At 41.9% G+C, this 13,443-nt stretch carries 14 protein-coding genes; 6 read left to right on the top strand and 8 right to left on the bottom strand.

Annotated features, from left to right (window positions below; genetic code table 11):
• Positions 1-8 precede the first annotated feature (8 nt).
• Together frr and pyrH are read right to left on the bottom strand one after the other, a co-directional pair.
• Positions 9-563, bottom strand: a complete 555-nt coding sequence (gene frr / locus FGG15_RS09350) for a ribosome recycling factor (RefSeq protein WP_138835596.1) — start codon at positions 561-563, stop codon at positions 9-11.
• A 42-nt stretch (positions 564-605) separates the two neighbouring features.
• Entirely contained in the window at positions 606-1,313 is a 708-nt protein-coding gene (pyrH, locus tag FGG15_RS09345) for a UMP kinase (protein WP_138835594.1), read from the bottom strand.
• 164 nt (positions 1,314-1,477) lie between these two features.
• Between pyrH and FGG15_RS09340 the strand changes: the two genes are divergently transcribed.
• Genes FGG15_RS09340 through FGG15_RS09325 form a run of 4 tightly spaced genes read left to right on the top strand, consistent with a single transcriptional unit; the run spans position 1,478 to position 4,570 of the window.
• The gene (locus FGG15_RS09340) at positions 1,478-2,029 is read left to right on the top strand and encodes an RNA polymerase sigma factor (RefSeq protein ID WP_138835592.1); all 552 of its coding nucleotides are present in this window, start codon (positions 1,478-1,480) and stop codon (positions 2,027-2,029) included.
• Positions 2,030-2,033: 4 nt separating this feature from the next.
• Positions 2,034-2,828, top strand: coding sequence for a HEAT repeat domain-containing protein (locus FGG15_RS09335; RefSeq protein ID WP_138835590.1), 795 nt, complete (start codon positions 2,034-2,036; stop codon positions 2,826-2,828).
• Positions 2,829-2,884: 56 nt separating this feature from the next.
• Entirely contained in the window at positions 2,885-3,751 is an 867-nt protein-coding gene (locus tag FGG15_RS09330; RefSeq protein WP_138835588.1) for a DUF4097 family beta strand repeat-containing protein, read from the top strand.
• Positions 3,752-3,754: 3 nt separating this feature from the next.
• Positions 3,755-4,570, top strand: coding sequence for a DUF4097 family beta strand repeat-containing protein (locus FGG15_RS09325; RefSeq protein WP_138835586.1), 816 nt, complete (start codon positions 3,755-3,757; stop codon positions 4,568-4,570).
• A gap of 66 nt (positions 4,571-4,636) precedes the next feature.
• Here FGG15_RS09325 and tsf read toward each other — a convergent pair whose 3' ends face one another.
• The 4 genes from tsf to rplM form a co-directional block, all read right to left on the bottom strand.
• Positions 4,637-5,461: a translation elongation factor Ts gene (tsf, locus tag FGG15_RS09320; RefSeq protein ID WP_138835585.1), complete on the bottom strand. Its 825-nt coding sequence runs from the start codon at positions 5,459-5,461 to the stop codon at positions 4,637-4,639.
• A 106-nt stretch (positions 5,462-5,567) separates the two neighbouring features.
• The gene (gene rpsB, locus FGG15_RS09315; protein WP_138835583.1) at positions 5,568-6,722 is read right to left on the bottom strand and encodes a 30S ribosomal protein S2; all 1,155 of its coding nucleotides are present in this window, start codon (positions 6,720-6,722) and stop codon (positions 5,568-5,570) included.
• Positions 6,723-6,930: 208 nt separating this feature from the next.
• Positions 6,931-7,317, bottom strand: coding sequence for a 30S ribosomal protein S9 (rpsI, locus tag FGG15_RS09310; protein WP_138835582.1), 387 nt, complete (start codon positions 7,315-7,317; stop codon positions 6,931-6,933).
• Entirely contained in the window at positions 7,317-7,772 is a 456-nt protein-coding gene (gene rplM / locus FGG15_RS09305) for a 50S ribosomal protein L13 (protein ID WP_138835580.1), read from the bottom strand. Before rplM ends, rpsI begins: the two co-directional genes overlap by 1 nt.
• A 247-nt stretch (positions 7,773-8,019) precedes the next feature.
• Here rplM and FGG15_RS09300 point away from each other — a divergent pair, with 247 nt between their 5' ends.
• On the top strand, positions 8,020-10,671 hold the full coding sequence (locus FGG15_RS09300; protein WP_138835578.1) for a DUF5916 domain-containing protein: 2,652 nt from the start codon (positions 8,020-8,022) through the stop codon (positions 10,669-10,671).
• 74 nt (positions 10,672-10,745) lie between these two features.
• Positions 10,746-11,369: a hypothetical protein gene (locus FGG15_RS09295; RefSeq protein WP_138835577.1), complete on the top strand. Its 624-nt coding sequence runs from the start codon at positions 10,746-10,748 to the stop codon at positions 11,367-11,369.
• 34 nt (positions 11,370-11,403) lie between these two features.
• Here FGG15_RS09295 and hisC read toward each other — a convergent pair whose 3' ends face one another.
• A complete protein-coding gene (hisC, locus tag FGG15_RS09290; RefSeq protein WP_138835575.1) occupies positions 11,404-12,510 on the bottom strand; it encodes a histidinol-phosphate transaminase in 1,107 nt (368 codons plus the stop codon).
• Entirely contained in the window at positions 12,507-13,418 is a 912-nt protein-coding gene (locus FGG15_RS09285) for a flavin reductase family protein (protein ID WP_138835573.1), read from the bottom strand. Before FGG15_RS09285 ends, hisC begins: the two co-directional genes overlap by 4 nt.
• Positions 13,419-13,443 lie beyond the last annotated feature (25 nt).

The raw sequence follows: 13,443 nt of genomic DNA, 5'->3' as shown, positions 1-13,443 counted from the left end.
TAAAGCGCCTAAACCTTCATGATTTCTGTCTCTTTCACAGAAAGGATATCGTCCACTTTTTTGCTGAAGGTGTCGGTTAACTCTTGGACATCAACTTCCGCATTGCTCAACAAATCTTCTGAGATTTCCAGCTTCTTGAGCTCCTTGTTCGCATCTTGCCTAGCATTTCTAATGCCCACCTTGGCATCCTCGGCCTCGGATTTAGCTTGCTTTACCAGTTGTATTCTACGTTCTTCCGTTAAAGGAGGTACGTTGATAATGACCATTTCACCATTGTTCATGGGATTAAAGCCAAGATTGGCATTCATAATGGCGGTTTCTATTTCTGGAAGAAGTGACTTTTCCCAAGGTTGTACGGATATGGTCCGTGCATCTGGAGTATTGATGTTTGATACCTGGGAAAGCGGTGTGGGCGACCCGTAATATTCCACCATTACGGTTGAAAGCATTACAGGACTGGCTTTACCCGCACGAATCTTAACCAAGGCCTTTTCCAAATGGGATATGCTCCCTTCCATACTTTCTTTGGTGGTGTCAAGAATAAAAGTTACTTCTTCGTTCATAATCTTAAATATTTACTTCTGGCATCAAACCTTGTACCAAATTTAGAGATTGACAACGGTTCCAATGTTCTCCCCAGAGACTATTCGCATAAGGTTGCCCCTTGTGTTCATATCAAAAACCACAATGGGTAGCTCATTTTCTTGGCTTAGGGTGAAAGCGGTGGTGTCCATGACTTTCAACCCTTTGGAAAGGACTTCGTTAAAGGAAATGGAATCAAATTTGGTCGCTGTTTTGTCCTTCTCCGGATCTGAAGTGTAAATACCATCCACCCGGGTGCCTTTGAGAATAACATCGGCTTTGATTTCAATGGCACGTAATACAGCGGCTGAATCTGTGGTGAAATACGGATTTCCGGTTCCACCTCCAAAAATGACCACCCTGCCTTTTTCTAGATGGCGTATGGCCCTTCTCCTAATAAATGGCTCGGCAACTTCGTTGATTTTGATTGCGGATTGCAATCGGGTCTCCACTCCCTGAAGTTCCAAGGCACTTTGTAAGGCCAGACCATTGATGACAGTTGCCAACATTCCCATATGATCTCCCTGCACACGATCCATGCCTTGGCTGGCTCCGGAAAGTCCCCTAAAAATATTGCCTCCGCCAATGACAATGGCAACCTCAATTCCTTTTTCGATCACGGCCTTTATGTCTTCCGCATATTCAGCAAGCCGTTTTGCATCTATTCCATATTGTTGTTCGCCCATTAGGGCTTCTCCACTAAGTTTTAGTAAAACTCTTTTGTATTGCATTGAGGATATCTTGAAGTCCGGACAAAAATAATCAAAAATATTTATGGGAATTAGTGGAACTAGCGATGGTTTTCCGTCAAATTGAACAAAAAAAATCATAGATTCTGTAACCATCCAAAAAATGGGCAGTATATCATTCAACAAGCCAAAAAAACACCATCAAATTGCAAAACCTAACCGACGACATGCTCATGCTCAAAGTAAAATCCGGGGATTTGGATAAGTTGGGTTTGTTGTATGAGCGACATAAAAAACGGCTCTTTGGGTTCTTTTACAACTTGGGCAACAATCCATCAGTTAGTGAGGATTTGGTTCAGAATGTTTTCGTACGCATGCTCAAATATAGAAGTTCGTACGCCGGAAATGGGTCGTTTGCGGCCTGGATGTTCAGAATGGCCAGGAATGTCAATTATGACTACCACAAAAAAGCTGCACGAAACAAAATAGCAGCGGGAACAGATCCCGAGGATGTTCATGTTGTAACGGATGGGTTTTCGGATAAAGCAGATATGGAGGATAAGGCCTATCAAATAAAAAGGGCTATGGCGCAATTACCGGATGAAAAACGGGAGTTGTTGGTGCTAAGTAAATACAGGGAAATGAAGTTCAAGGAAATTGGAGAAACCATTGGATGTTCCGAAGGTGCTGCCAAGGTAAGAGTACACAGGGCCTTGAAGGAGTTAAGAAATATTTTTTTACAACTAGAAACGGTTTAAGGACATGGATAAGGAGCAATTGAAAATACAAATGATGGATTATCTATCGGGAAGTATGCATGAAGATGAGATGAACGAGTTTGAAAAAGTGTTACAAGATAATCCAGCATTACAGATGGAAATGCAAGCACTTATGGATACTTGGGATAGGATGGGAAATCTAAAAACACCCGAACCTTCTGAAGCCATGGATGCCACTTTTTTTGACATGCTTTCCAATGAAATGGACAAGCAGCACCAGAAATCTGCAAGCAAAAAGTTTCCCCTTTGGCTTTGGCCATTCCCCAAGGCACAATGGGTTTTTGGACTATTGCTCCTGAGTCTGGGAATAGCTGTGGGGTATTTTTTGAATTCGAATAGCGAGGAGATACCTGTGGACAATGTGGTGGTCAATGAGGAAACTGAAAGTGTTAGACAGAAATTGGTCTTGACCTTGCTAGAACAACCTTCTGCCAATCAACGATTGCAAGGCGTAAGCGAAGCCAACAAATTTGAAGATGCCGATGAAATTGTAATCAGGGCATTGCTTCAAACCCTTAACCAGGATTCCAACGTGAATGTGCGCTTGGCGGCCATAGAATCTTTGACCAATTATGTAGACCAACCGGTGGTGCGTCAGGGGTTGGTGCAGTCTATTCCAAATCAGGAATCGCCAATTCTTCAGATTACATTGGCCAACTTAATGGTTGCCCTGCAAGAGAAAGCATCCATTGAACCTTTTAGGCAATTGCTCCAGGAAAGAAAGTTGGATACCACAGTACAGAAGAAAATCAAAAATTCAATAGAATCAATAATCTAGTTTATTTATCAATCGCCCTTGAGGCAAAATCAAATCACGAACAGTCAAATTAAAAAATGATGAAACAATTAATTTTTATGGCAAGTCTTAGCATGTTAATGACCTTGCCCGGGTTACATGCCCAAAAGAAGGAGTTTAGGGAAATGATCAAGAAGGAAATAGCCTTTTCCAACCAATCCGATCATACACTGATTGTAAAGAATGTCTTTGGAGACATTACTGTTGAAGGTTATGACGGCACCCAAGTTGTTGTGGAGGTGGAGAAAATCATTTCAGCAAAGAACCAAGCGGATTTGGACTTGGGAAAGCAAGAGTTGAATCTAGGGATCATTGAGAAGGTCAATCAAATAGTTCTGTATCCAGATGCTCCCTATGCGGATTTTGATGGGGAAAACTTAAGATTCAATTGGTGCAACAACCACGATGAACCTGCTTATGGGCATATCTTGAATTTTAAAATAAAAGTGCCCAACAAAATTCACGTCAATGTAAGTACCGTCAATGATGGAGAGGTGACCGTTAAGAACACACGGGGAGATGTTGTACGCGCAGAGAATATCAACGGAGGCATTACCCTTACCGACATTACAGGAACCACAAAAGTACATTGTATCAATGGGGATGTCAACATATCCTATGCCGCTAACCCTAAGAACGCCTCAACCTATTATTCCTTAAATGGGGATATAACCATTTCGTATCAAAAGGCATTGTCCGCTTCCATTTCATTTAAAAGTATGAATGGGGAGCTATATACCGATTTTGATGTGAACAGGCAGTTTATGAAAACGGATAAGACCATGGAAAAGGGGAATAAGCCCAAATATAGGTTTGAAGCTAAACCTGTGGTACAAATAGGTTCTGGGTTGGTAGACCACGATTTCGAAACTTTAAATGGAAATGTATTCATCAAAAAAATGTAAGTCATGAAAAATATAAAAGCATTAGTACTACTGGCCGTTGCCGTTTTTATTGTTGAGGGTACCGCACAAGAAAATAGTATTGATTTGTTCACGGTGCCATTGAGTAATCCGCAAAGTGCCGGAAAACTGGTTATTGACCAAATATCGGGTTCCATTTCCGTTGAAGCTTATGACGGTAAAGAAGTGGTGATCAAGGCTTCTTTTGGAGGGGAGCATGATCATGACGATGGGCACAGGGAAAAGAAGGGTCTGAAAAGAATTAAAAGTTCATCATTGAACATTGGAGCCGAAGAAAAAGATAATGTGGTGCATGTGATCAATGAGCAATGGAACAAGGCGACCCACCTTCAGGTAAAGGTGCCCAAGGACTTTTCGGTTAAACTCTCCACAGTCAATGATGGTGATATTAGCGTGAAAGGAATCAGTGGTGAAATGGAAATAACCAATGTTAACGGAGAAATCACCTTGGAAGGTGTCAGTGGTTCTGCTACTGCAGATACGGTAAACGGGGATGTAAAGGTGGATTTTCAGAGCATTACCCAAGATGCCAACATGGCTTTTAGTAGCCTAAATGGAGATTTGGACATTACCTTTCCCAACAGTCTTAAGGCTGATGTGAAGGCTAAGACGGACATGGGGGATATTTATACGGATTTTGATTTGAAGGTTGCTGCCAACCAACCTGAGGTCAACCAGAATTCTTCCTCTGGAACCTATAAAGTGAAGATTGAACAATGGGTCAGGGGCACCATAAATGGAGGAGGTCCGGAAATGCTGTTCAAAACCTTTAATGGAGATATATTGATAAAATCGAAATAAAATAGCCCTTTGCACAAACAAAAAACGCTCCCAATTGGGAGCGTTTTTCTTTTATGGTTTAGGGTTTTATCCTAAAGCTACTCTTTCGAATCCGGTTACCTCCAAATTGGCATCCACGGATTTAACATATTGTGAAACACTTTGTTTGCTATCCTTGATAAAGGCTTGGTTAACCAAGGTGTTGTCTTTAAAGAAACGCTTTAGTTTTCCTTTGGCAATATTTTCCAACATGGCTTCTGGCTTTCCTTCTTGACGCAATTGATCTTTGGCAATCTCTATTTCCTTATCGATAACAGATTGATCTACACCTTCCTCGTTGAGGGCAACAGGGTTCATTGCTGCAGCCTGCATGGCAACATCCTTTGCAGCTTCTGCGGCACCATCAACAGATGCGGACAAACCAACCAATGTTGCAATTTTGTTACCAGCGTGGATGTAAGATCCAACGAATGGGGCATCCAATTTCTCAAAGCTCCCAATCTCGATTTTCTCACCAATCACACCAGTTTGCTCTGTCAATTTTTCAGCAACGGTCATTCCGTTAAACGGAGCGGCTAGGAAAGCATCTTTGTTGTCAAACCCAAGAGCCAAATCAGCTAGATCGTTGGCAAGGGTAACAAAGGTTTCGTTCTTGGCCACAAAATCGGTCTCACAGTTCAAGGAAATAATCACTCCAGTAGAGCTATCTGCATTTACTTTTGCGATAGCAGCTCCTTCAGAGGAATCCCTGTCCGCTCTTTTGGCAGCTACTTTTTGTCCTTTTTTACGAAGGATTTCAATTGCCTTATCAAAATCACCATCAGCTTCAACCAAAGCATTTTTGCAATCCATCATCCCAGCTCCGGTGGTCTTTCTTAGTTTATTTACTTCTGCGGCGGTAATCTTTGCCATAATTTGAATTTTTAGTCTTTCCCGCAAAAGCGGAAATCTTTTTTAAAATTTATGTAAAACAAACACAATGCTGCGTGTTTTGTTTTAGCCTAATGTTATCAATTGATTATTCTACGCCTCCTTTAGCGTTATCTTGCCATTCCTTTAGCTCATCCCACTTGCCATCAGCAGCCATTTGAGCTTGCTTTGGCCAAGAAGTTGGATCCAAATGTGCCATTCTTGAGCTGGCTTCCGTTAGGATTTCCTTGATTTTCTCAGGATCCGCTTTCGCCAATTTTGCATAGGTGTCAATGCCACTATTCACAAGAGCTTCTGCAGCTTTGGGTCCAGCACCTTCTATTTTGGTCAAGTCATCAGCCTTGGCAGCTTTGGCCTTTGCCGGTTTTGGCTCCTCTTTGGCTTCTTCTTTTTCAACTTTCTCTACCTTAGGCTCTTCTTTTTTGGCCTCAACAGCAGGCTTTTCCTCTTTTACCGGCTCAGCTGCTTTCTCTACTTTCTCTGCTTTTGCTGGCGCTTCTTCTTTAGCTGGTGCTTCCTTGGCGGCAGGGGCTTCTTTTTCCTCTTTGTCGTTTTTGCGTTCTGCCAATCCTTCGGCAACTGCATCCGTTACCTGTCCCATGATTACTTCTATAGACTTTCCAGCATCATCATTGGCAGGAATTACATAGTCAATGGGTCTTGGGTCGGAGTTGGTATCTACAATTGCAAAGATTGGAATGTTTAACTTTTGGGCCTCTTTAACTGCGATATGTTCTCTCATGGTATCCACGATGAAAATTGCACCGGGCAGTCGGGTCATATCAGCAATGGAACCCAAGTTTTTCTCCAATTTTGCTCTAAGACGGTCTACTTGCAATCTTTCTTTTTTGGAAAGTGTGTTAAAAGTTCCGTCTTTTTTCATGCGGTCAATGGCCGCCATTTTCTTAACCGCCTTACGAATGGTTACGAAATTGGTCAACATACCACCTGGCCATCTTTCAGTGATGTAGGGCATGTTGATTTTGGATACTTTGTCCGCGACAATATCCTTTGCTTGTTTTTTTGTGGCTACAAAAAGAATTTTTCTACCGGAGGCAGCAATTTTCTTGAGGGCCTCGTTAGCCTCATCAAGCTTAGCTACTGTTTTGTAGAGATTGATTACGTGAATCCCGTTACGCTCCATATAGATGTAAGGAGACATGTTTGGGTTCCACTTTCGGGTTAGGTGTCCAAAGTGCACACCTGCTTCCAATAAGTCTTTAACTTCGACGTTACTTGCCATTTTTCTGTACTTAGTTTACGTTCCGTTGTAGTAGCAATGGATTGGTGGTTGCATACTGCGCGCCCAACCCATTTAGATGCTAAACTAAATTCCAAAAAGTTCGTTTTTTCCTTTTTGGAACAACGACAACTTGGTTAAAAATATAACCCTGAAATGCATCAGGGTTTTCAATGAACTTATAATATGTGGTGCAAATGCACCGAAAATCCTAACGTTTGGAGAACTGGAATTTCTTACGGGCTTTCTTCTGACCGAATTTCTTCCTTTCCACCATTCTTGGGTCCCTGGTCAACAAACCTTCGGGCTTAAGAACGGTTCTGTTCTCTTCATTTATTTCGCACAAAGCTCTGGACAATGCCAAACGAACAGCTTCCGCCTGTCCAGTGATTCCTCCACCGTAAACATTTACCTTAACATCGTAAGTATCTTCAGTTTCGGTCAAGGCAAAAGGTTGTTTTACTTTGTATTGCAATGGAGCAGTGGTAAAGTAATCCTTTAATTCCTTTTTGTTTATGGTGATGTTTCCTTTTCCTTCGGAAACATATACTCTTGCTACAGCAGTTTTTCTTCTACCGATCTTATGAACCACTTCCATTATTTGTAGTCGTTTAAGTTTATTGCTTTTGGCTTTTGTGCCTCTTGACCATGCTCCGCACCGGCGTATACTTTAAGGTTCCTGAACAGATCAGCTCCCAATCTGTTTTTGGGCAACATTCCCTTAACGGACTTTTCAATAAGTCTTTCCGGATGCTTTTCCAATATTTCTTGTGCAGTAGTGGAACGCTGTCCTCCGGGGTATCCAGTGTATCTTTGATACTCTTTGTCTGCCCATTTGTTTCCGCTCAAGTTAATTTTTTCAGCATTGATCACAACGATGTTATCGCCACAATCTACATGGGGGGTAAAGTTTGGCTTGTGTTTTCCTCTTAGCAACTTGGCTACTACAGATGACAATCTACCTAATGTCTCTCCCTCAGCATCAACCAATAACCATTGTTTGTCAACGGTAGATTTATTGGCAGAAATAGTCTTATAACTTAATGTGTCCACTTCTAGAATATTAGTGATTTAAAAACCTATCCCGAATTACGGGCTGCAAATGTACAATTATTAGATTGAATTACAAATGGTTGATTGGGAATATTTTTGACTTTTTGTTTCAATACTAAAATGGTTGCTTTGGAAGGGACAAAACTAAGCTACTTTTTGTTAAAATCATCCAAATATTCAAGGTCACTGTAACTGTTCCAAAATTTGCTGGTCTTTAAGGTAGCAAATCAATCAAAAAACATTCAAAGTGTCCAGACTAATCATCCTAGTGCCTTTGCTTTTCTTTGGCTCTCATCTAAAAGCACAGGACTCAACAGCCGTAGTTCCCAAGAAGATTTATGTTACAACTTCCATAGGAAAAGAACAGCCACCTGCTATTGATGGTCGTTTGGATGACCCGGTTTGGAATCTCGTGGAATGGGCTGGAGATTATATTGAATTGCAGCCCGATGAGAATACCGCACCAACCCACCAAACCAGGTTTAAAATTGTGTATGATAACAAGAACCTATATATAGGAGTGCGCTGCTACGATTCTGAACCGGATAAAATTGTAAAGCGGATGTCCCGCCGTGATGGTTTTGAAGGCGATTTTATAGAGTTCAATATTGATAGTTATCACGATAAGCGTACGGCTTTTTCATTTACAACAAGTGTATCTGGAGTTAAGGGAGACGAGTTTGTTTCTAACAACGGCAACAACTGGGATGAAAGTTGGAACCCCATTTGGTATACTAAAACCAATATTGATGACGAAGGCTGGACAGCTGAGTTCAAAATTCCATTAAGTCAACTAAAATTCGGTTCTTCCGAAAATCAAGTTTGGGGCTTGCAATCCACCCGAAGGATATTTAGGGCGGAAGAACGTTCCGTTTGGCAGCGAAAACCCATAGACCAGCCAGGTTGGGTCAGTGAGTTTGGGGAACTACATGGATTAAAGAACATGGAGCCCCAAAAGCAATTGGAGATTCAACCCTACACGGTTACCAGTGGTGAGACCTATGAGGCAGAAGATGGAAATCCCTTTAGGGATGGTAACGAAAGTGAATTCACCGTAGGTCTGGATGCCAAGATTGGCGTGACCAATGACCTGACCATGGATCTAACTGTAAATCCTGACTTTGGTCAAGTGGAAGCCGACCCATCAGCTATTGCCTTGGACGGTTTTCAAATCTTTTTTAGGGAGCAAAGACCTTTTTTCGTTGAGAACAAAAACATATTTGATTTCAGGTTGTCAGAATCAGAAGCAGGCAACACCTTTGGATTTGATAATCTATTTTACTCCAGAAGAATAGGCAGGAGTCCTCAAGGATCCATTGATATTGCGGATAATGAATTTATAGATCAACCGGATAAGACGCCCATTATTGGAGCCGCAAAATTTAGCGGTAAAACCAAGGATGGCTGGGCCATTGGGGTCCTGGAAAGTGTGACAGCAAAGAGATATGCTGCCATCAGAAATGAAAGTGGGGAAGGGCGTAGGGAAATGGTTGAACCATTGACGAATTATTTTGTGGGCCGACTCCAAAAGGATTTTAATGACAGAAATTCGTACATCGGCGGGATTTTCACTGCAACAAATCGGGACAATCTTACACAGGATCTGGATTTTCTTCATAAATCCGCATTTACGGGAGGATTGGATTTTAAACATCAGTGGGCCAATAGGGATTGGTATGTGGAGGGCAATGTGATATTTAGTCATGTTAAAGGAAGTGAGGAGGCCATACAAAACACCCAAGAATCCATTACGCATTTATTTCAACGAGTAGACGCGGATCATGTGGCGTTGGACTCGGAAAGGACTTCATTATCAGGTACTGGAGGAAATGTTCAAATTGGAAAAGTTGGAAACGGGCACTGGAAGTTTGAATCCGGAGGTACGTGGCGATCTCCTGAACTGGAAATAAACGATCTTGGATTTCAACGTCAATCCGACGATATCAGACACTATACCTGGATTGGATATCAAACCCTTAAACCTGATAGCACTTTTAGAAGGGTGGGCATCAATTACAACCACTGGACGGCCTGGGATTTTGGTGGGAACCATAATTACCTACAGTTCAATACCAACAGTTGGCAAAACTGGAAAAACAATTGGTTTACCAACATTGGATTCAATTATGCACCCATCGAATACGACAACTTTGCCTTACGCGGCGGCCCAAGACTAAGATCATCCCCGTGGATAAGTTTTTGGAACAGTATAAATACGGACAATAGAAAAAAGCTTCGCTTTAGTGCCTTCCATCGAGGAACAAAGACAGTGGACAACTCCTTAAAATTTTATTTGATAGAAGCGGGGTTTGTATATCAGCCTGTCAATGCGCTGCGTATTTCTGCCTTTCCCTCCTTGAGCATCAACCATAACAAACTCCAGTACATTGACAATTTTGATGAAGTTAATGGCTCGGCTCGATATCTGAACGGGGAGGTCAATCAGCGTACTTTGAGTATGTCCCTTCGTTTGAATTACAACATTAGCCCTAATTTAACGATTCAATATTGGGGACAACCGTTTATTTCCAGAGGTCGTTATTCCAACTTCAAACATATCTCCAATGCTAGTGCCAAGACTTTTGAAGACCGATTCACGGCTTACGTCCCGGAGCAATTAAGCTTTTCGGAGGATGTGTTCTCTGTGGATGATGATTTGGATGGGGATGTGGATTTTACCTTTGATGACCCTGATTTTTCTTTTGTGCAATTCCGCTCTAACCTGGTGGTTAGATGGGAGTATATCCCAGGTTCGGAGATTTTTCTGGTCTGGTCCCAAGATGTATCCCAATCCGGAGATCCCACTGCAGGACTGCTGCCAAGTTTGGGAGACAATATCTTCGGTCAGAAACCACAAAACATCTTTTTGTTAAAGGCAACCTATAGGTTTGTACTCTGATTCCATGGGGCTTTTCAGTACTATTTAATTGGATTTTGCGTTATCTGCAATGTAAACCCCACAAACTAAATACGATGAAAAGAACTTACCTTTTACTTTTCTTGGCATTGGCCTTGGTGTTTTCCTGCTCTACCGACAGTACGGATGATGCCGATTTGGATCCAAATATGGAGCAAGGTTCCGATGATGACTCTGATGATACAAATGATGAATCGGACACGGACGATACCAGCAATGATGATACCAGTGATGACAATGTTGAAAATGTAGTCTCCTATGATAATCTGGTCGGTGAATGGCTTTTGTCCGACTTGCGTTTTGATGAAACCCTGAATGATGATCAGTTGAACTTTGCCAAACAAATCTTGGAATACTTGACAGAAAACGAATGTGACCTTATCACTTTGACGTTTAACGATGACGGATCTTCTGTTTCTGAAAGCAAGGTAGATCACTTGTCCATTAATGCCGGATCTGGTGGATTGGAAATACCTTGTCCTGCTGAGATGGATGAAGAGGCAGCAACTTGGACGCTGGAAGACGACCAACTTACCCTATCGGATGAAGCCATGGAAGAAAGAACCATAACCATTGTCATGGAGGATGAAAATACCCTGATCATAGATGGTGCTGATGTCGATGAAAATAATTATGATGGTGCCGAGGCTGTCTTTATCAAACAAGTGGAAGAGGAATAGGAAACTTTTAAGTAGATATAAATGGCCCCTTGGTTTATCCTTGGGGCTTTATTTTTTGCAAAGCGTTAACTAACGCTTTATTGGCCTCATGATCACCAATGGTGATGCGCACCTTTCCGGGAGCACCAAACTGTGAAACGGGTCTAACCATGATACCTTGCTCCATCAAGATTTCGGTAAACTCGAATTCAGGTAATGGAGGGTCTATCAGAAAAAAATTGGCTTGGGAAGGCCAGTAAACAATGCCTAGTTGATCAAAAGCTTCGGAAAGAAATTCACGGCCTTCATGAACTGTTTCCACTGTTTTTTGGATGAAATTCTCGTCTTCCAAAGCGCCAATGCCAGCTTCAAGGGAAGTAAGTGGCAACAGAAAGGGTTTGTGAATTTGTCTAAGGTATTTCGCAATTTTTTCAGTGGAATACCCATAACCAATACGCTGTCCGGCTAATCCATAGGTCTTGGAAAAACTATTGATTCCGATAATGTTAAAACCTTGTTGAACATATGGTAAAGCGGTAATATAATCCGATGCGTTGGCAAAATGTCGGTAAACCTCATCAAAAACCACCAAAATGTTATTTGGAATTCGATGGAAAAAATCATCGAGGACCGACTTTGGAATATAGGTGCCCGTAGGGTTATTGGGACTGGTCAAAAAGATAATTTTTGTTTTTGGGCCAATGGCATTTAAAATACCTTCCAAGTCCAAGGTGTAATCGGGTTCCAATAGTGGGATATCCACTTGAACAGCGCCGTACCATCTGGAAAAAACAGAATAGGGCAGAAAACAGGGATTGGAAAAAATGACCTCATCACCCTCATTGACAAATGCCCTTAAGATCATATCAATAATCTCGGAACCGCTGTTGCCGCAGATGAACTGATCAGCCAATAGTTGGTGATCAAAATCCTTTGCCAAAGCTTCTCGCAGTCTAATATCTGTTTGATCGGGATAAATATGTACGTTTTGGGCGGCCTTGAGCAGGGCCTCCGTTGCTTTGGGAGATTGTCCCAACGGATTCTCGTTGGAAGAAAGCTTGTATATTTTTTTGCCCTTGGAAGGAGGGATGCCTTTTCCACCTTCATATGCTTTTTTGGGCTGTAGATACGGTTTGAATATAGACTCAATTCCTTTGCTCATGCTTCAAGTTTTTCAGCATACATAAGAACCGCCAATGCCTTTTCGGTTTGTTCTTCCATCAACATACGTTGTGATAACCAGTGCAGTTCTTTTTTAAATTTCTGTGGATTTCCGTTCAATTTCTTTTGCATCATACGGATTTCGTCACCTTTAGCCACCTTGTCAATCTCATCCGCAGTGGGCAACTGTTCCAAATTGCCCAGTCTTCCTAAATTGTTACCAGTTAAAACAGTACTGTTTCTGATTCCCGAAGGTAATCCATCAACCCCCATACCTTTGGTTCTAATGGGTTTGGGAATTTCAAAAAGTGAAGCGTTGCTGGCTCGGGTATACCAACTTCCGCCCATTCTTCCCACCAAGTCCAATTTTAAGGGATCCAGTTTATCCTCCTCATCCAAAAATTGATCCTGAATATGTATCAATTCAACCTTTGCCATGATGAGGTTGCCAGCTCCTTGGCCATCGCCCAATTCAATGATTCGATCTATGGTGCACTCAAACGAAACCGGAGATTCTCCCACTCTTGGAGGTTTTACTTTTTTGCTGGGCACCTGGGTCAGTCCGGATTTGACAAATTCATTGACGTCCTTATCATAGGCCGTGCTGGAGAGCGACATTTGCTCTACAATTGGAAAATCCACAATATTGATGACCACCTCCGGAACTTCCTGAACATTTTGAAGCGAATGTTTAGGCATATTGTTCCTGCCTCTGGCCGGAGAAAATATCATGATGGGAGGATTTGAACTAATAACATTGAAAAAGCTGAATGGGCTTAAATTCACATTTCCAGCGGAATCAATGGTACTTACAAACCCGATTGGCCTAGGGGCTACAGCGGTAAGCAAGTACGAATGCAATTCAGGTTGGGAAATGGAATTGGGATCAATGGTCTTTATGCTGGACATGGATTGGATTTATGTTATGCTAAGA

The sequence above is a fragment of the Flagellimonas algicola genome (assembly GCF_005937185.1).
Taxonomy (GTDB): domain Bacteria; phylum Bacteroidota; class Bacteroidia; order Flavobacteriales; family Flavobacteriaceae; genus Flagellimonas; species Flagellimonas algicola.
The sequence above is the reverse complement of the archived record's forward strand: the minus strand, read 5'-3'. Positions and strand labels throughout refer to the sequence as shown.